19 protein-coding genes are annotated in these 17,631 nt (G+C 57.3%); 7 read left to right on the top strand and 12 right to left on the bottom strand.

The window, feature by feature from the left end:
- The 4 genes from ACW81B_RS01065 to ACW81B_RS01050 form a co-directional block, all read left to right on the top strand.
- Positions 1–623: SEC-C metal-binding domain-containing protein (locus tag ACW81B_RS01065; RefSeq protein WP_491578343.1), on the top strand; the 623-nt coding region annotated here is incomplete at its 5' end.
- A gap of 17 nt (positions 624–640) precedes the next feature.
- The gene (gene argJ, locus ACW81B_RS01060) at positions 641–1,858 is read left to right on the top strand and encodes a bifunctional glutamate N-acetyltransferase/amino-acid acetyltransferase ArgJ (RefSeq protein WP_491578342.1); all 1,218 of its coding nucleotides are present in this window, start codon (positions 641–643) and stop codon (positions 1,856–1,858) included.
- On the top strand, positions 1,839–2,810 hold the full coding sequence (locus ACW81B_RS01055; RefSeq protein WP_491578341.1) for a Nudix family hydrolase: 972 nt from the start codon (positions 1,839–1,841) through the stop codon (positions 2,808–2,810). The genes argJ and ACW81B_RS01055 overlap by 20 nt, the downstream gene beginning before the upstream one ends.
- Positions 2,807–3,241 carry a hypothetical protein gene (locus ACW81B_RS01050; protein WP_491578340.1) on the top strand — a complete coding sequence of 145 codons (435 nt, stop codon included), beginning with the start codon at positions 2,807–2,809 and terminating at the stop codon, positions 3,239–3,241. Before ACW81B_RS01055 ends, ACW81B_RS01050 begins: the two co-directional genes overlap by 4 nt.
- Before the next feature lie 19 nt (positions 3,242–3,260).
- Here the strand turns inward: ACW81B_RS01050 and ACW81B_RS01045 are convergent, their stop codons facing one another.
- The 12 genes from ACW81B_RS01045 to ACW81B_RS00990 all read right to left on the bottom strand — a co-directional run bounded on the left by ACW81B_RS01045 (position 3,261) and on the right by ACW81B_RS00990 (position 13,799).
- A complete protein-coding gene (locus ACW81B_RS01045) occupies positions 3,261–3,467 on the bottom strand; it encodes a DNA gyrase inhibitor YacG (RefSeq protein WP_491578339.1) in 207 nt (68 codons plus the stop codon).
- A 7-nt stretch (positions 3,468–3,474) separates the two neighbouring features.
- Entirely contained in the window at positions 3,475–4,245 is a 771-nt protein-coding gene (gene zapD / locus ACW81B_RS01040) for a cell division protein ZapD (RefSeq protein ID WP_491578338.1), read from the bottom strand.
- Positions 4,246–4,339: 94 nt separating this feature from the next.
- Positions 4,340–4,705, bottom strand: coding sequence for a type II toxin-antitoxin system VapC family toxin (locus tag ACW81B_RS01035; protein WP_491578337.1), 366 nt, complete (start codon positions 4,703–4,705; stop codon positions 4,340–4,342).
- The gene (locus ACW81B_RS01030) at positions 4,689–4,925 is read right to left on the bottom strand and encodes a ribbon-helix-helix protein, CopG family (RefSeq protein WP_491578336.1); all 237 of its coding nucleotides are present in this window, start codon (positions 4,923–4,925) and stop codon (positions 4,689–4,691) included. Before ACW81B_RS01030 ends, ACW81B_RS01035 begins: the two co-directional genes overlap by 17 nt.
- A gap of 57 nt (positions 4,926–4,982) precedes the next feature.
- Positions 4,983–5,600, bottom strand: coding sequence for a dephospho-CoA kinase (coaE, locus tag ACW81B_RS01025; protein WP_491578335.1), 618 nt, complete (start codon positions 5,598–5,600; stop codon positions 4,983–4,985).
- A gap of 1 nt (position 5,601) precedes the next feature.
- Complete coding sequence (locus ACW81B_RS01020; protein WP_491578334.1) at positions 5,602–6,480, bottom strand: prepilin peptidase; 879 nt, start codon at positions 6,478–6,480, stop codon at positions 5,602–5,604.
- A gap of 45 nt (positions 6,481–6,525) precedes the next feature.
- Positions 6,526–7,746: a type II secretion system F family protein gene (locus tag ACW81B_RS01015; RefSeq protein ID WP_491578333.1), complete on the bottom strand. Its 1,221-nt coding sequence runs from the start codon at positions 7,744–7,746 to the stop codon at positions 6,526–6,528.
- A 3-nt stretch (positions 7,747–7,749) separates the two neighbouring features.
- Positions 7,750–9,465: a type IV-A pilus assembly ATPase PilB gene (gene pilB / locus ACW81B_RS01010; RefSeq protein WP_491578332.1), complete on the bottom strand. Its 1,716-nt coding sequence runs from the start codon at positions 9,463–9,465 to the stop codon at positions 7,750–7,752.
- Between the two features lie 331 nt (positions 9,466–9,796).
- A complete protein-coding gene (locus tag ACW81B_RS01005) occupies positions 9,797–10,183 on the bottom strand; it encodes a pilin (protein ID WP_491578331.1) in 387 nt (128 codons plus the stop codon).
- 354 nt (positions 10,184–10,537) lie between these two features.
- Positions 10,538–11,881 carry a sigma-54-dependent transcriptional regulator gene (locus ACW81B_RS01000; protein WP_491578330.1) on the bottom strand — a complete coding sequence of 448 codons (1,344 nt, stop codon included), beginning with the start codon at positions 11,879–11,881 and terminating at the stop codon, positions 10,538–10,540.
- 92 nt (positions 11,882–11,973) lie between these two features.
- Positions 11,974–13,572, bottom strand: coding sequence for a sensor histidine kinase (locus ACW81B_RS00995; RefSeq protein ID WP_491578329.1), 1,599 nt, complete (start codon positions 13,570–13,572; stop codon positions 11,974–11,976).
- Between the two features lie 5 nt (positions 13,573–13,577).
- Positions 13,578–13,799 carry a PP0621 family protein gene (locus ACW81B_RS00990; RefSeq protein WP_491578328.1) on the bottom strand — a complete coding sequence of 74 codons (222 nt, stop codon included), beginning with the start codon at positions 13,797–13,799 and terminating at the stop codon, positions 13,578–13,580.
- A 100-nt stretch (positions 13,800–13,899) separates the two neighbouring features.
- On the opposite strand from ACW81B_RS00990, the gene sucC reads away from it, so the two are divergent.
- The 3 genes from sucC to ACW81B_RS00975 are packed head-to-tail and all read left to right on the top strand — an operon-like array spanning position 13,900 to position 17,605.
- Positions 13,900–15,072, top strand: a complete 1,173-nt coding sequence (sucC, locus tag ACW81B_RS00985) for an ADP-forming succinate--CoA ligase subunit beta (RefSeq protein WP_491578327.1) — start codon at positions 13,900–13,902, stop codon at positions 15,070–15,072.
- Positions 15,069–15,944, top strand: a complete 876-nt coding sequence (gene sucD / locus ACW81B_RS00980) for a succinate--CoA ligase subunit alpha (protein ID WP_491578326.1) — start codon at positions 15,069–15,071, stop codon at positions 15,942–15,944. Before sucC ends, sucD begins: the two co-directional genes overlap by 4 nt.
- A complete protein-coding gene (locus ACW81B_RS00975) occupies positions 15,941–17,605 on the top strand; it encodes an NAD+ synthase (protein WP_491578325.1) in 1,665 nt (554 codons plus the stop codon). The genes sucD and ACW81B_RS00975 overlap by 4 nt, the downstream gene beginning before the upstream one ends.
- Positions 17,606–17,631 lie beyond the last annotated feature (26 nt).

The following is a 17,631-nucleotide window of genomic DNA, read 5'->3' as shown; positions in this document are numbered from 1 at the left end:
AATGGAAGATTGCCGAGCTTGAAGATGCCATCGAGACCGAGTTTGGCCAGCGTTTCGATCTCCAGGGCTGGCTGGATGCCGCTGATGACCTGCACGAGGAAACGCTGCGCGCCAGGTTGCTCGAAGAACTGGCGCGCGAACACGACGAGAAAGAGCAGCAGGCCGGCAGCGAGACCATGCGTCATTTCGAAAAGGCGGTTATGTTGCAGGTGCTGGACCAGGCCTGGAAAGAACATCTCGCGGCCATGGATTACCTGCGCCAGGGTATTCACCTGCGTGGCTATGCGCAGAAGAACCCCAAGCAGGAGTACAAGCGCGAGGCCTTCGAGATGTTTACCGATATGCTGGAGCGCATCAAACTGGATGTGATTGGCATCCTCTCCAGGGTACAGGTCAAGACCGAGTCTGATGTGGAAGCCGTGGAGCAGCAGCGACGGACTACCTCACCGATGAATTTCCGTCACGACGAGGTCAGCGCTTTACCAGAGAGTGAAGATGTCCCTGCCGGTGAAGAAGAGGAACATCAGCCGTTTGTGCGTGGTGGACGCAAGGTCGGGCGTAACGAGCCCTGTCCCTGTGGTTCGGGCAAGAAATACAAACAGTGCCACGGCAAGTTGAGCTGAGGCCCGACGCCTGAACCATGCCGGTTGGATATAGCCAGTTGCCTGAACTGTCTGCGGTGGCTGGCGTAAGGCTGTCTGCGCAGGCGGCAAGCGTTCGTTATGAAGGCCGTGATGACCTGGTGGTCATGGAGCTCGCGGAAGGCAGCCGCTGTGCGGCTGTATTCACCCGCAATGCCTTCTGCGCGGCACCTGTCATTGTCGCCAGAGAGCACCTGGAAAAAACCTCCCCGCGTTTTTTGCTGATCAACAGCGGTAACGCCAACGCCGGCACTGGCATCCCCGGGCTTGATGATGCCCGGCAAAGTTGCAAGGCGCTGGCGCAGCGGGCCGGCTGTGAAGCGTCACAGGTATTGCCTTTCTCGACCGGTGTCATTGGTGAGCGGTTGCCTGTAGGGCGAATCGAGTCAGCGCTGGATGATGCGCTTGCCGGGTTGTCGCCAGATAACTGGTCAGTTGCCGCGCACGCCATTATGACGACGGATACCGTTGCCAAGGGCGTAACACTGACGCTGCCCGTCGGTGGGCAGACGGTAACGCTCACGGGTATGGCCAAGGGGTCGGGCATGATCCGTCCGGATATGGCAACCATGCTGGCGTATATCGCGACCGATGCCGCAGTCGAAGAGGCTGCGCTGCAGGCCTGTTTGCAGCAAGCCGTGGAACAGTCTTTCAACCGCATCACGGTGGATGGCGATACATCCACCAACGATGCCTGTGTACTGGTGGCGACCGGTGCATCCGCTGCTGTCTGTGTGGATACGGATCATGCGGATTACCCGGCCTTCTGTGCGGCGGTCAGTGAGGTTTGTACACGGCTGGCGCAGCTTATTATTCGCGATGGCGAAGGTGCGACCAAGTTCGTTACGGTCCGCGTGGAAGACGGAGGTAATAACGCGGAGTGCCTGCAGGTGGCCTACACGGTCGCACATTCCCCGTTAGTGAAAACGGCGCTGTTTGCCAGTGACCCGAACTGGGGGCGCATCCTGGCCGCGGTAGGGCGTGCCGGCCTGTCGCAACTGGATATTGACCGGGTGGAACTGTGGCTGGACGACGTGTGCATTGTTCGCGATGGCGGTGTTGCGCCCGATTACACCGAGGCAGACGGTCAGCGCGTCATGAACCAGGATGAAATACTGATTCGTATTATACTGGGCCGCGGCAATGCGGTTGAAACAATCTGGACCAGTGACCTCTCTCACGATTATGTCAGTATCAATGCCGACTACCGTTCCTGAACCGAACGACCCTGAAACACTTCACGTTGCGGTTGCCGCTATCGTTGATGGTGCCGGCCGGGTATTGCTGACGCGCCGGCCTGATCATGTTCACCAGGGAGGGTTATGGGAGTTTCCCGGAGGCAAGTGTGAGCCCGGAGAACCGGTTGAAACTGCGCTGGATCGTGAAATACAGGAAGAACTGGGCATTCGTATTACTGCCCGCAGGCCCTTGATCCGGGTTCCCCATCGTTACCCGGATCGCAGTGTGCTGCTCGATGTGTGGCGTGTTCATGCCTTCGAGGGCCAGCCGCATGGGCGTGAAGGCCAGCCGGTCGCATGGGTGCCGATCGAGTCGCTTGAAAGCCGCAATTTCCCGGCAGCGAACCTCCCCATTATTCGCGCCCTGCAATTGCCATCGGCATACCTGATTACACCGGAGCCGGGCGAAAACCGTGAAATTTTTCTTGCACAATTACAGCGGCGGCTGGATGAGGGGATCAGGTTGGTGCAATTTCGCGCCAAAAGCCTGGATGATGTGTCGTACATGTCTCTCGCCGAGTCGCTGATTCAACAGTGTCACGCCAGCGGTGCGCAGGTTCTGTTGAATGCCGATGCCAGCCTTGCCGTGCAGCTTGGTGCCGATGGTATCCAGCTCAGCAGTCAGCGGTTGCAACAGGCGACTGAAAGAGATTTACCGGGAAACCTGCTGCTGGGGGCGTCTTGCCACACAGCACAGGAGCTGGCGCACGCCCATGCTGTCAATGCCGACTTTGCGCTGCTCTCCCCGGTTAAACCCACAGCCAGTCACCCGGATGCACCGGCTTTGGGCTGGGAGGCTTTCGAGAGTCTGGTCGCGTCATGTGCCATGCCGGTCTATGCGCTGGGCGGTATGACGCCGGTCGACCTCGATGAGGCTGTCGTGAATGGCGCACAGGGTATCGCCGCCATTCGCGCGTTATGGGAAACATGACCCGTACCTACGGATCATGGATCCTGTTGTGCCTTGCGCTGGCGGCCTGCAGTGAGCGGGGTAGTGAGGGCTTCCCCGTGCAAACCCTGTCACTCGATAATGGATGTGACGTGCGCGTGGCCTGTACAGGCCAGGGTGATGGCCTGATGGTTTCTGCGCACATGGCAGCGCATCGTTCGGCCCTCAAGCCCTTCAATGTTTCCCTGTCCAGCAACACAGAACTGCAAGCCGTGACTGTCAGCCTGGAAATGCAGGGGATGGATATGGGGCAGAATCGTTATCGTCTGCTCAAGATGAATGACGGAAGCTGGCAGGCCGATATCACCCTGCCCATCTGTAGTTCCGGGCGTAGTGACTGGCTTGCAGTGTTCGAAGTGCGGACTTCAGGCAGAGATTACCGGCTAAACGTACCTTTCACCCTGGGAGAGTAGCTCGCAATGAACGGCTTGATCAGTTGCCCGGGTCAAAATCATCCGCCGGACGATCATCGGGTATCCGGTTACGTTCCTCGAACCAGTCGCCAAGGTCAATCAGGCGGCAACGCTCGCTGCAGAAGGGTCGCCACGGATTGCTTTTGTCCCAGGCCGCCGCCTGTTTGCAGGTCGGGCAAGGCACGGTTTTCCGGGGCGGGTTGTGTGTGGGTTTACGGCTGCTCATCAGGACGTTATATCACACAACATCCCAGTTCGAAGGCAACATTATCGGTAGTCTGGTGGAGGTGTCCATCTTCTTCTGATGTGGAAAGGAAGCGTACCGTAAAGCGATGCCGGCCACCGCTGATCTCGGCAAAATAAGGTATTTTACGGCTGACCGATACACGAACCAGCTGACAGGGCAGGCCGGGATCGAGGGTTTTCTGGAAGAAACCGTTTTCCGCCATGACCGGCCTGGTCGAGGCGCTTTCGCGGATCAGCTTGAGGATGAGCTGTATGGCGCCGGCAATGGATTCAAAATGTTTCAGCCACTCGGCCAGATCCCGGGTACGCTGTGCGGCCGGTTGCTCCAGCCAGAAATGATAACCGGGCAGGTCGAAGTCACAGGTGCCGCCGGCGATGGCGGAGCGTTGCTGGATAGCGGACAGAAATTCATTTTCCCTGAGCGATGCGGCAATCGGGCCACCATTGTGGTGCAGCTGGTCCGTCAGGGTTTCCAGCTCTCCCAGGGTGTCGCTGAGGCGTTTGCGGTCAACCTCCGGGTTTTTCTCCAGCCGTGCCAGGGTGCCGGCATGACGCTCCAGTTCTTTCAGTACTTCGGTCTTGAGGTCGGTACGCCCGAAGATGGCCATGATGTCGAGCAGCGCTGTCAGTGTGCTGCGGCTGTCCCAGTGGCTCTTGCCACGCAGGTGGTGGGCAGCCTCGGCAAACAGGAATTCCAGTCGCAGGAAGGTCCGGATGCGCTCGTTCAACGGTTGTTCGTAAAAGATTTTCTGTTTCACCGGGCGCGTAATTCGGGGTGGCTGGGGCTGCGCTATTGTCCACCAGTCAGGGGTAGGGCGCAAATGTAGCCAGATAGCGACGTTGGGTGTTTTGTTACAGTGGGTAGGGTACCCGGATACCCGGGTCATCGGCGGGAAAATCCCGTGTATTTCGGGTAACGAGTAACGTATTGGAAATTTGTGCGCTGGCCCAGATGATAGCGTCCGGGATACGGATGCGGTGCTGGCGTCTCAGTGTTACAGCGGCTTCGGCAATATCAGGCGAAACTTCGATGCACGTAAAACGGGAGAGAAAATCGCGTAGCAGTCGTTCTTCACTTTCGTCGCTGGCACCGACCATGACTTCCATCCAGGTGACCAGGCTGATGGCACAGTCAGAGTAATATGCCATTTCCTCGCGTGCTTTTTCAATACCGAGCAGGTAGTCAATCAGGATGTTGGTATCAAGAACCGGATTCACGATTCGACCATTCGTCTCTGAGCCTGTCTTCATAATCCCTTCCCTGGATTTCACGGTCGCGCCACAAACCGAATGTTTCGTTATTGTCAGGCGGTAGTTTTTGTTGCAGGAACAGGCGAACGGCGCGACGTATGGCTTCTGCGCGTGAGATGCTTTCTCGCTTGCAGAGGCGATCGAGTGCTTTCAGGGCCTGTTCGGGGACGTCAATAATGGTGCGCATAACGTCATCATATGCCGTTATCATTTGTTGTGTCAACCGTAATGCGAGTGGCTGGCGTTAAGCCTTGCGTGTTTCAGCCAGTTGCCGATATTGCTGATCAAGTCGGGCTACCTCTGCCGCCAGGTGACGGAGATCGTCGTTGTTTACGATCACGTCGTCTGCAATGGAAAGGCGTTGCTGGCGGCTGGCCTGGCTGCCAAGGATGACTTCAACATCATGGTGGGAGAGTTGATCCCGGCGGATGACCCGTTCGATCTGTTGATGTTCCAGCGCGTCGACTACGAGAATACGATCCAGTGAGTAATCCTTGTGTCCGGTTTCCACCAGCAGGGGGATTACCAGCAGGCAGTAGGGGGTGTCTGCGGCATCGGCCAGTTCGAGACTGCGGGCGCGGATTCGCGGGTGAAGAATGGCTTCGAGCCGGCGGCGTTTTTGCGGGTTCGGGAAAACAATTTTACGCAGTTGCTCGCGGTCGAGACGCCCTTCAGGGTCCAGTACCTCAACGCCAAAGGTGTTGGCAATGTCCTGCAGGGCGGGTTGCCCCGGTTCGACCAGTTCGCGGGCAATAATGTCGGTATCAATGATGGTGGCGCCGCGTTCGGCAAACAGGCGAGAGACTTCGCTCTTGCCGCTGCCTATGCCTCCGGTCAGACCGATGCGCAGCCGGCAGCCCATGTCAGGCCATGCCCGACCAGCGCAGGTAGGCGTGTGAGATCTGATCACCCCAGAGCAGGGCAATCCAGCCGGCAATGGCCAGATAAGGCCCAAACGGGATCGGTTGTGCGCGGTCGCGGCCCTGTATCAGGATCATGGCGCCGCCCAGCACCGCGCCTACGGCAGACGACAGCAGTACAATCATCGGCAGTGCCTGCCATCCCATCCACGCCCCCAGCAGGGCGAGCAGTTTGAAATCACCGTAGCCCATACCTTCCTTGCCGGTGACCAGCTTGAACAGCTGGTAGACCGTCCACAGGGCAAGATAGCCTGCGATAGCGCCGATCAGGCTGGCACGCATGTCGGTGAAGACCGGGAACAGGCTCAATAGCAGACCCAGCCAGAGAAACGGCAGGGTGATCGAGTCCGGCAGCAGCTGGTGATCGATATCGATCATACTCAGCGCAATCAGTGCCCAGGTCAGTAACAGGGCTGCCCCGGTCTGCCAGCCGAAGCCGAAATGCCAGGCGACGGCCACTGAGAGAATGCCTGTCATCAACTCAATCAGCGGATAGCGCAGGGAAATGGCGGCGTTGCAGGACGAGCACTTGCCCCGCAATATCAGGTAACTGAGTACCGGGATATTCTCGTAGAAACGGATTTTGTGGTTGCACGATGGACAGCGCGAGGCAGGCCTGGACAGGGTAAAAGGGGCCTCATCCGGGTTTTCATCACCCGTCTTGCCGATGTATTCCTGTGCCTGCGTCTTCCATTCCCGTTCCATCATCACCGGCAGGCGATAGATGACCACATTCAGAAAGCTGCCAATGATCAGGCCAAGCACGAAGACAGTGGCGAGAAAGAATGCTGTATTGTTTTCGAGTAGTGTGAGCAGTTCCATGGGGAGAGTTTACCCCACGGCAGCCTTGCCGTGGGGCGTGGTTTTCTAGATAGCAGAGCCCATTTTGAAAATCGGCAGGTACATGGCGACGATCAGGCCGCCGACCAGAACACCGAGAACGGACATGATGATCGGTTCCAGCAGGCTGCTGAGGTTTTCCACCGCATCGTCGACTTCTTCTTCGTAGAAATCGGCGACCTTGCCCAGCATGGCATCCAGGGAACCGGATTCTTCACCGATCGCCACCATCTGTACGACCATGTTCGGGAACAGCCCGGTCTGGTTCATTGCGAGCTGTAGTTGTTGACCGGTTGCGACATTGTCACGCATTTGCAGTATGCCGATCTTGTAGACTTCATTGCCGGCGGCGCCTGCAACTGACTCCATTGCTTCGACCAGCGGGACACCTGCTGCGAACATGGTTGAAAGTGTTCTCGCGTAACGGGCAATAATAGCTTTGGTAACAATTTCTCCGAAAATGGGCGCTTTCAGTGTCATGCGATCAAGGGCGTGGCAGAACTTTGGTGATCGCAGCTTGGCTTGTTTAAAGCCATAACCTGCCCCGACGACGCCGAGAAGTGCTATCCACCAGTTCACCTGCATCCATTCAGACAGGTGTACAACCATCTGTGTGAACGCAGGAAGTTCTGCGCCGAACCCTTCGAAGAGTGACTGAAACTGAGGTACGACAAAGATGAGCAGGATTGAGGTTACAATAAACGCTACAACGACAACAGCAGCCGGATAGGTCAAGGCTTTTTTTATCTTGGCCTTCATGGCTTCGGTTTTTTCCTTGTAGGTCGCAATTTTATCCAGCAACCCCTCAAGAATACCGGCCTGTTCGCCAGCGGAAACCAGGTTGCAAACCAGTTCGTCGAAGTGAACCGGGTGCTTACGCAAGGAATCTGCCAGTGTACTGCCAGACTCGACGTCAGCCTTGATGGCCAGTATCAGTTCCTGCATGCCGGGATTCTCGTGTCCACGACCGATTATTTCGAACGACTGCACCAGCGGTACGCCGGCTGACATCATGGTTGCAAGTTGCCTTGTGAAAACAGAAATATCCTTGGGGACAATTTTGTTGCTCTTGGCAGCGCTGAAAAGCGCGGATTTTTTGCGTACTTTTGTCGGATTTATGCCTTGCTTGCGCAATTCCGCCTTGACCATAGAGGGGTTGTTCGACTGGCTCTCGCCCTTGACCTTGTTACCCTTCCGGTCTTTCCCTTCCCATATGAATACGCTGGGTTTGATCGTTGCTGTTGCCATGATCTAGTCCTTGGTTACTCGGTTGATTTCTTCCAGGCTGGTGACACCCGTACTTACTTTTTTCAGGCCGGACTCGCGTAAATCCGCAATGCCTTCCGCTTTGGCCTGGTCTGCCAGCTGCATGGCATTACCACCCTCCATAATGATGCGTCCCATGGCTTCGGACACAGGCATGACCTGATACACGCCGACACGGCCCTTGTAGCCGTCTGCGCACTGGTCACAACCCACGGCCTCATAGAGCGTGATGCCATCGAGATCCTCTTCCCGGAAACCTTCTTCAATTAGTGCCTTCCGGGGGATGTCTACCGGTTTCTTGCAGTTGTTACACAGTCGGCGCGCAAGGCGCTGGGCGATGATCAGGTTAACGGATGAAGCGATGTTGTAGCTTGGCACACCCATGTTGGCCAGTCGTGTCAGGGTTTGTGGCGCGTCATTGGTGTGCAGGGTCGACATGACCATGTGGCCTGTCTGGGCGGCCTTGATAGCAATTTCAGCCGTTTCCAGATCGCGTATTTCACCGACCATGATGACGTCCGGGTCCTGGCGCAGGAAGGCGCGAAGGGCGGTGGCGAATGTCAGCCCGGCCTTGGGGTTCATATGGCACTGATTGATCCCGGAAAGGTTGATTTCAACCGGATCTTCGCAGGTCGAGATATTCCGGTCAGGGGTATTCAGGATATTCAGGCCGGTATACAGCGAAACAGTTTTGCCCGAACCGGTCGGCCCGGTAACCAGAATCATGCCGTACGGGTTATTCAGCGCATTCATGTAAAGTTCTTTCTGGTCTTCTTCGTAACCGAGCGCATCGATTCCGAGTTGGGCGCTGGTCGGGTCGAGAATACGCAGTACAACTTTTTCGCCAAACAATGTCGGGCAGGAATTGACACGAAAATCGATAGCACGCTTCTTTGATAGCTTCATCTTGATGCGGCCATCCTGTGGTGCGCGTCGCTCGGCGATATCCATTTTGCTCATTACCTTGATGCGTGATACCAGCCGGGTTGCCATGGATATCGGTGGATTGGCAATTTCGTGCAAAACACCGTCCTGGCGAAAACGTATACGGAATTCGTGCTCATAAGGTTCGATGTGGATGTCGGAAGCCCCTTTATTGATGGCATCCAGCAGTACCTTGTTGACAAAGCGCACGACCGGGGTGTCGTCGATATCGGCATCCATTGAGTCGTCTGTGGTACCGGCATCTTCTCCGCCTTCGATATCGAGATTGTCGAGATCCTCATCGAGCAAGTCCGACATGGAGGTGTCAGCGGTATCCAGAATCTGGTCGATGGCTTTGCTGAGTTTGTCTTCCTCGACCAGGATTGTTTCGGTGCTGATACCCGTATGGAACTTGATTTCATCAAGAGCCTGCAGGTTGGTTGGATCTGAAACGGCAACAAAAAGTCGGTTGCCACGTTTGAAAAGTGGCAATGAGCGATGTTGCCGGATCAGTTTTTCATCGACCAGTGAAACAGGGGCGCTGTCGAGGTCCATGGCGCTCAGGTCAAACAGGGGGATTCCAAACTCCTGACAGGCTGATGACGCGATCGACAGGCTATCCAGCATATTATTGTTGACCAGGTAGCTGACGAAGGGCTCGTGTTCCTTGAGCGCCTTTTCCTGTGCCTGACTTGCGAGCTCCTCGGCGAGCAAGCCGTCGGAGACCAGGCGCTTCGCCAGGCCGCTGAGTTGAGAGATAGGACTAGATGTAGCCATTGTTACTAAATATCCTTATTTCATCTGGACTTCCGTGATCCATGGCGCAATTTAATCTTGAATCCTGGGAAAAATCAAAAAAATACTTTTTTGCCATTTGCGCGGTTGGTTGAATTGGCATCATTTCACTCAGTAGATGTAATCGTCATTTGCCGCCCAAACTTTAGACGTTTACTGCCAGCATAAATCGGTGTAAGCCCTATTGAATTCAAGAAATAATTGAGCGTAAATAATTTTGAGGAAGGCATTAAAAAAGACCGCCTAAGCGGTCTTTTTTAATGGTTAAGTTTGGTTGGGGAGGTTTGTCATGACTCCTTCCCATTGTTTCAAACTAGCGGCATGTTGCTGGAACGTATCTGTCATCGGCTGTTGAAGTACATGTCCACACCGTGCCATCCGCATTCGGACTCAATGTAATATCAATGTCGCCAGCGGAGGTGCCAGTTGCTACAGTTGCGGTAAGTTCACCTGCCGCACAGGCAAGCGTAGTCTTGTTGAAGGTACCTGTATTGACGCCCGCGCAATCATCAGCAGCGCCGTTGGAGATGTTTTCAGCTACGACAGCCTTGCCGCCACCAGCAATATTCAGGCCTTCAGTAACCATCGCACGAACGGTGTAGTCCTGATAAGCCGGCAGTGCAATGGCGGCCAGAATACCAATGATCGCAACCACGATCATCAGTTCGATAAGTGTAAAACCCTGCTGTACTTTTTTCATGAGTCAATCCTCTAAAACGTTAACGTATTGTCAAATAGCGTTGTTAAACAGAAGCCCTGCGGTGCTTCCCTGCGGCTGACGCCGTGTCATCTGCAAGGGCCGACCAGTTGCTTGGCTTGTCCTGCCTGATGCAGGTGGCGTGCCAATTCCGTGGCGCTGCGTGCCAATCATTGACGGCAGCAGCCCCGGGCTTCTTTAATTAATTTCTGCGACAAGCAGATAGCGTATTCGGGGGTGTCAGTTTCGGTGGGACATTTGCGTTTCCTCCATGCGTTATTCGTCACGATCTTCCCTGATCGTCAGCGTCAGTTTGACGCGATGTTTCACTGTAAGTGACGCAAAGCGTCACTTTTTCTATTCCAGACCAAGTTTTTTCAGGCGGTAACGCATGGCGCGAAAGGTAATACCCAGCTGTTTCGCGGCAGCGGTCTTGTTGTTGCCCGCCTGGTCCAGCGCCTTGAGGATAGCCTGTCGCTCGATATTTTCAAGGTATTCTTCAAGCGCAACGCCTTCAGGCGGGGCCGGGACGGTATTGGCTCCGGTTGTTTGCTCGCGCTCTGCTGCTTCCGGCAGGGCCAGGTCTTCGGGCTGGATTTCCTGCCCTTCGCAGAGGGTGATGGCGCGCTCAAGGATATTTTCCAGTTCGCGCACGTTGCCGGGAAAGGCATAGCGTTGCAGGGCGTCCATTGCTTCGGCACTCAGCCGGGTTCCCGTGTCGCCAGGCGACAGTTTCTCAAGGATATGTGACGCCAGTTGGGGGATGTCCTCGCGGCGCTGGCGCAGGCTGGGGACAGTGAGTTCGATAACATTAATGCGGTAGAACAGATCCTGGCGAAAGATGCCTTGCTCGACCAGACCGGCAAGGTTCTTGTGGGTGGCGGAGAGAATGCGCACATCGACCGGGCTTTCTTTTTGTTCACCGACCGGGCGTACGGCCTTTTCCTGGATGGCGCGCAGCAGTTTGACCTGCATGGACAGGGGTAACTCGGCGACCTCGTCAAGAAACAGGGTGCCGCCGTTGGCGGCCTGGAACAGGCCTTCCTTGTCGCTGCTTGCCCCCGTGAAGCTGCCCTTGCGGTGCCCGAAGAATTCGCTCTCCATTAATTCTGAAGGGATGGCGCCGCAGTTGACGGGTACGAAAGGTTGTTCGTTGCGGACCCCCCTGGCGTGGATCAGTCGTGCTACCAGTTCCTTGCCGGTTCCGGATTCACCGCTGATGTAGACCGGGGCCTGACTGCGCGCCAGTTTGGCAATGGTGTGACGGATGGTCTGCATAACCGCTGAATCACCCAGCAGGGTGTCACGGCTGCGGCGGTCGCGTTCAGGGAAACTGCCCAGCTTGAGCGCGCCATTGACCAGGTTACGCAATACGTTGAGGTCTACCGGTTTGGAGACAAAGTCGAAAGCCCCGACCTTGAGCGCCTGGATGGCGGTTTCCATGCTGCCGTGTGCCGTGATGACGGCCACCGGCAGGTCGGGTTGCTGTTGCTGGATGAATTCCACCAGTTCCAGTCCATCACCATCCGGCAACCGCATGTCGGTCAGGCACAAATCAAATTTTTCATTCGCCAGCATCTGTTTCGCGCCAGCGACATTGGCGGCGGAGCGGGTGTCGATGTTCATGCGCCCCAGCGTGAGTTCCAGCAATTCACGGATATCGGGTTCGTCATCGACGATGAGGGCCAGTGGGGTGCTCATGTGCGTCGGGCCTGTGTCAGGGTTGTGTACATGACGGTATTCTAACAGAGGTGGTAAATCTGGATGCCGGCCTGTGCCGGCATGACGATGTATCAGCCATTGGCGGCGGAGAACTCAATCCGAAAACAGCTGCCGCCCTCGCCACGTCGGTGATAGCTGAGGTGGGCGCGGTTCAGTTCGCACAGCTCACGTGCAATGTACAGGCCGAGCCCGGTGCCACGGTTCCCGGTGGTGAAAAAGGGTTCAAACATCTGTGCCGCGGTATCCGGGTCGATGCCGGGGCCGTTGTCCAGTATCTCCAGGCGGACCGTGCCGCTGTTACTTGCCGTTGCGCGTAACTGCACCATACTGTCGGCGGGTGAGTGGCGTAGTGCGTTCTGACAAAGATTGGCGAGCACCTGGCGCAGGTGACCGGGGTCGCTTTGTATGCACAGCGCATCATCTTCGATCTCGAGGACGAGGCGGGCAGCATCGGCGCCTTCGGTTTCGATAAACTCGCCGTGAAACAGTCGCAACCACTCGTCGAGTTGCAGTTCCTGCGGCTGGCTTGCCGAGCGCCGTGACAATTGCAGCACGCTTTCGATAATTTCATTCACTCGCAGGCTGTGACTGTTGATGATCTCGGTCAGTCGCTTGTCGCCGCCATTCAGCTGTTCGGATTCAGACAATAACTGGGCCGCATGGCTGATGGCGCCCAGCGGGTTGCGAATCTCGTGCGCAATACTGGCACTCATGCGCCCCAGAGAGGCGAGTTTGAGTTGCTGGCTTTGTTGTGCCAGCAGCGTGTCGTCATCCAGCAGGACCAGTGTGCCGGGGCCCTGAGAGGTTTCCAGGCTGGCAAAACGTGGTGTGAGGTCGGAGTCAGTCGCGCCAGCCTTGATGGTTTCAGGTTGCAGTGCCGGGTTTTCCCGCCAGCGCGTAATCTGTTTCGCCAGTGCAGGGGCGCATTCTGCCAGTGCTTGTCCCTCGGCTGACGCCAGTTCCAGCAGTTTGCGCGCCCGATCATTGGCCAGTCGTATAATCCCGTTCGGGTCTACGACCAGTATGCCGGATTGTAGCTGGTGAATAACGTACTGGTTGAGTTGCTGGAGATTGGCGAGGTCGATGCCACGCTGGGTGGCCAATGCTTCACTTTCCCGCAGGCGAATGGCCAGTACATGCGCGAGGGCGGCGGTTGCGAACAGCACCAGGCCCATCAGTCCGGCACGGGTCACTGAACTGACGTTGGTGTTATTGGGCTCCAGCAGCGAAATACCGGTCTCGAACAGCAGGGCAATGGCTGCCACGGCGGCAAACAGGTAGGCCATGCGTCCCGGCAGCAGCAGCGCGCCGACCGCAATGGAGATGACAAGTAACGCCGTGAGCGGGCTGGGAACGCCACCGGTGGCGTGTATCAGCAGTGCCAGCGCACCGATATCCGCAAGAATCTGTACCAGTGCCTGGAAGCGGTAGCCGGGACGCTCAAGTCGGGTCGTCGTAGCCACGGCAAGGCTGAAAACCAGCCAGGTGAGCAACGTTGAACGAAACAGGGTGTGATCCTGGACGCCAAACGGATTGCTGTCCTGTAAAACGAAGTACAGTAGCGCCAGCAGGCCGGTGAGGATCAGGCGGTAGAAGGTCAGCAGGCGGAGTCGCTGCCAGTCGATAGGAGATTCAGTCTGTTCGTTATCCGGTCTGGCAGAATTCGCCATACGTGTCAGCGATCCTCATCCCGGTGCTGTGCGGAGCAGTAGTCGCGATCACCTTCGTGAATGGCTTCATCTCGCGGCACAAAGGTGCCGCAGCGTGCGCAGCGCACCATGTCATCGACCTGTTTTTTTGCCGGTTTCCCAATGGACGGGCTGCGGGCCAGCCGGAACAGTATCCACACAACCAGTGCGATGCCGAGTAAAAAAATGAGTATGCGTATGCCGAACATAGTGCCCTAGTGTACCGTATAACGCCGGGGCTGCCAGTAAGGCTTTACTCCACCCCCCGTCATTCAGCAGAATAGAGTCCTTCAAATTCAGGAACCTGCCATGCATCTTCACGAATACCAGGCCAAACAACTGTTCAGGAACTATGCGGTGCCCGTCCCCGAGGGCCGCATGGTTGAGTCTGCCCCGGCGGCGGCCGAGGCGGCCAAATCACTGGGTGGCCAGCGCTGGGTGGTCAAGGCGCAGGTGCATGCCGGCGGTCGCGGCAAGGCCGGTGGGGTGAAGTTACTGGAGAGTGTCGATGCCGTTCGCCGCTTTGCCGATGAATGGCTGGGTCGGCGGCTGGTCACCAGACAGACCGGTGAACCCGGCTTACCCATCCATCGCCTGCTGGTGGAAGCGACGGTGGACATCGATCGTGAACTGTATCTCGGCTTGCTGGTGGACCGGCAGTGCGAACGTATTACGGTAATGGCGTCACGTGCCGGCGGTATGGACATCGAGGAGGTGGCGGCGAAAGACCCGCAGGCCATCCTCACGGAAGCCGTGCATCCGGCTGTCGGTCTGCAGCCCTACCAGTGCCGGAACCTTGCGTTTGGTGTTGGCCTGAGCGGGGACCAGGTCAAGGCATTTACGCAACTGCTGGGCGGTTTGTTCCGCCTGTTTGAGCAGGAGGACGCCAGCCTGGTGGAGATCAATCCACTGGTTGTGACCCGGGACGGTGAGCTGCTGGCACTGGATGCGAAGCTGGATATTGAGGACAACGCGCTGTACCGCCACCCGGATAGCGGTGATTTACGCGACCCGACCCAGGAAGACGACAAGGAGCGCGCCGCCAGCGAACACGGTCTGAACTACATTACGCTCGATGGCGATATTGCCTGCATGGTCAACGGTGCCGGTCTGGCGATGGCCACCATGGATCTGATTAAATTACACGGGGGCGAGCCGGCCAATTTCCTGGATGTGGGTGGTGGTGCGACAGCCGACCGGGTGTCAGAAGCGTTCAAGCTGATCCTTTCCGACAGCAAGGTGCGCGCTATCCTGGTCAATATCTTCGGTGGCATCGTGCGTTGTGACCTGATTGCCGAAGGCATTATCCAGGCGGTCGAGGAAGTCGGTGTTGAATTACCCGTTGTGGTTCGGCTGGAAGGCACCAACGTGGACAGGGGCAAGCAATTGCTGGCCGATTCCGGACTGTGCATTATTGCCGCCGATGGACTCACCGATGCAGCGCAGAAAGTCGTTGCAGCCGTTAGCGGACACGCACAATGAGTATTCTTGTCGATAAAAACACACGGGTCATTTGCCAGGGCTTTACCGGCAAGCAGGGTACTTTCCATTCCGAACAGGCGCTGGCCTACGGTACCCGGATGGTCGGTGGCGTCACGCCGGGCAAGGGTGGGCAGACGCACCTTGATTTGCCGGTCTTCAATACGGTGCAGGAGGCCGTGGATGAAACCGCTGCCAATGCCAGCATGATTTACGTGCCGGCTGCATTTGCGGCAGATGCCATTCTGGAAGCTGCCGATGCCGGCATCGATGTGATCGTTTGTATTACCGAGGGGATCCCGGTGCTGGATATGGTCAGGGTCAAGGCGGTGCTTGCGGGTTGCCAGGTACACCTTGTCGGCCCTAACTGCCCGGGCATCATCACGCCGGGTGAGTGTAAAATCGGTATCATGCCCGGCGCTATTCACCAGCCCGGCCGTATTGGCATCGTGTCGCGTTCCGGTACCCTGACCTATGAGGCAGTGTACCAGACGACCCAGGCCGGAATGGGCCAGAGCACCTGTGTTGGCATTGGTGGTGACCCCATCCATGGCCTGGAATTTATCGACTGCCTGGAACGTTTCGAGCGTGACCCGGACACCGAAGGCGTTATCCTGGTTGGCGAAATCGGCGGCAGCGCCGAGGAGGATGCCGCGGCCTTTATTGCGGATCACATGAACAAGCCGGTGGTGGCCTATATCGCCGGTGTCACTGCGCCACCCGGCAAGCGCATGGGCCATGCCGGGGCCATTATCAGTGGCGGCAAGGGTACGGCAGAGGCCAAGTTCGCGGCGCTGGAACAGGCGGGCGTGGCGGTGGTGCGGTCGCCAGCCGACATGGGCGTGCGCATGCAGGAACTGCTGGCGGGGTCGTGAGCAGGCAACCGCAGGCATCCGCATTGCGGCTGGTCATGGCGCAGGTCGATCTGCGTGTTGGCGATATGCCGGGTAACGTTTCGCGTGTCATCGATTGTGCGACACGGGCCCGCGATGACCTGAACGCCGACCTGATTGTTTTCCCTGAACTGACACTCACCGGCTACCCGCCGGAAGACCTGTTGCTACGCCCTGCGCTGCACGAAATGGTGGCCGAGGGTCTTGACCGGCTGTGCTCGGAAGTGCGCGGTATCGATATGCTGGTTGGACACCCTGAGCAGACCCGCAGGGGCCGTTACAACACGGCCTCGCTGATTCGTGATGGCGGGATCGTTGCGCGCTGTCGCAAGCGCCACCTGCCCAACTACAGTGTATTTGACGAGAAGCGTTATTTTGTTCCCGGTGAGGGGTTCTGCGTGACCGACGTTGCAGGCATACGTATCGGCGTCACAATTTGCGAGGATATCTGGGTGCCGGGACCGGCGCGTGCCGCCGTTGACGAGGGGGCGCAGTTGCTGGTGAATCTGAATGCCTCGCCTTTTCGTACCGGCAAGTCCAATGAGCGTGAAGCCGTGGTGGCGGAACGCGTGGGTGAGACCGGTTGCCCGGTGGTCTATGTCAACCTGGTTGGCGGGCAGGATGAACTGGTGTTCGATGGCGAATCCTTTGTCCTTGACCGTCATGCGGCAACGGCGGTGCGTGCCCCGGCCTGTGAAGAAGGCCTGTACCCGGTTGATTTCGGGGTCAGCGAGGGGGGTGTCGAAATTCTGTCCGGAGATGTTGTGGCGCGTGCCGACGAGGTCGCGAGTATCTATCAGGTGCTGGTGCTGGGCGTGCGGGACTATATTGAAAAGAATGGTTTTGGCGGTGCCGTTATCGGGCTGTCCGGCGGTATCGATTCAGCCCTGACACTGGCCATTGCGGTTGATGCCATCGGTGCTGAACGTGTGCAGGCGGTCATGATGCCGTCACGCTATACCGCCGGTATCAGCCTGGAAGATGCGCGTGCCGAAGCGCAAGCGCTGGATGTCGCTTACCGGGAAATCTCTATTGACCCCCCCTTCAACAGCTTCCTCGATGCCCTGTCAGAGGTTTTTGCGGGAACACAGCCTGATGCCAGCGAAGAAAATATCCAGGCACGCTGTCGAGGGGTAATCCTGATGGCCCTGTCGAACAAGTTCGGGCGCATTCTGCTCACGACAGGGAACAAGAGTGAGATGTCGGTGGGTTACGCGACACTTTACGGTGACATGGCTGGCGGCTTTGCGCCGATCAAGGACGTACCCAAGCTGATGGTCTATCGCCTGTCGGAATACCGTAACTCCGTTGCGCCGGTTATCCCGCAGCGCGTGATCGAGCGCCCGCCGTCAGCGGAACTGGCGCCAGACCAGAAGGATGAGGATTCGTTGCCGCCCTACGAGTTGCTTGATCCAATCCTGGAAGGCTATATCGAACAGGACAGGGGTGTACGGGAACTGATCGCACTGGGTTTCGATGCGGACATGGTGAGGCGTGTGGCTACCCTGGTAGACCGCAACGAATACAAACGCCGCCAGGCGCCACCGGGTGTGCGTATCAGCAAACGCGCTTTCGGGCGTGACCGCCGCTACCCGATTACCTCCGGGTTCCTGGATGCGCAACTGGCGCGAGCGCGCAAATGATCCATTTAAAATTCGATTCCTGGCGA

The organism is Thiogranum sp., assembly GCF_058323355.1.
This window is presented reverse-complemented; position numbering and strand designations above follow the sequence as displayed.

What these genes read in the sequence shown, in the direction of transcription:
- ACW81B_RS01015 (WP_491578333.1), bottom strand. Translation starts at nt 7,746, where the DNA reads ATGGCAACAGCAACGATCAAACCCAGCGTATTCATATGGGAAGGGAAA.
- ACW81B_RS01045 (WP_491578339.1), bottom strand. Translation starts at nt 3,467, where the DNA reads ATGAGCAGCCGTAAACCCACACACAACCCGCCCCGGAAAACCGTGCCT.
- ACW81B_RS00990 (WP_491578328.1), bottom strand. Translation starts at nt 13,799, where the DNA reads ATGTTCGGCATACGCATACTCATTTTTTTACTCGGCATCGCACTGGTT.
- ACW81B_RS01050 (WP_491578340.1), top strand. Translation starts at nt 2,807, where the DNA reads ATGACCCGTACCTACGGATCATGGATCCTGTTGTGCCTTGCGCTGGCG.
- sucC (WP_491578327.1), top strand. Translation starts at nt 13,900, where the DNA reads ATGCATCTTCACGAATACCAGGCCAAACAACTGTTCAGGAACTATGCG.
- ACW81B_RS01000 (WP_491578330.1), bottom strand. Translation starts at nt 11,881, where the DNA reads ATGAGCACCCCACTGGCCCTCATCGTCGATGACGAACCCGATATCCGT.
- ACW81B_RS01030 (WP_491578336.1), bottom strand. Translation starts at nt 4,925, where the DNA reads ATGCGCACCATTATTGACGTCCCCGAACAGGCCCTGAAAGCACTCGAT.
- ACW81B_RS01005 (WP_491578331.1), bottom strand. Translation starts at nt 10,183, where the DNA reads ATGAAAAAAGTACAGCAGGGTTTTACACTTATCGAACTGATGATCGTG.
- pilB (WP_491578332.1), bottom strand. Translation starts at nt 9,465, where the DNA reads ATGGCTACATCTAGTCCTATCTCTCAACTCAGCGGCCTGGCGAAGCGC.
- ACW81B_RS01020 (WP_491578334.1), bottom strand. Translation starts at nt 6,480, where the DNA reads ATGGAACTGCTCACACTACTCGAAAACAATACAGCATTCTTTCTCGCC.
- sucD (WP_491578326.1), top strand. Translation starts at nt 15,069, where the DNA reads ATGAGTATTCTTGTCGATAAAAACACACGGGTCATTTGCCAGGGCTTT.
- ACW81B_RS01055 (WP_491578341.1), top strand. Translation starts at nt 1,839, where the DNA reads ATGCCGACTACCGTTCCTGAACCGAACGACCCTGAAACACTTCACGTT.
- ACW81B_RS00995 (WP_491578329.1), bottom strand. Translation starts at nt 13,572, where the DNA reads ATGGCGAATTCTGCCAGACCGGATAACGAACAGACTGAATCTCCTATC.
- argJ (WP_491578342.1), top strand. Translation starts at nt 641, where the DNA reads ATGCCGGTTGGATATAGCCAGTTGCCTGAACTGTCTGCGGTGGCTGGC.
- coaE (WP_491578335.1), bottom strand. Translation starts at nt 5,600, where the DNA reads ATGGGCTGCCGGCTGCGCATCGGTCTGACCGGAGGCATAGGCAGCGGC.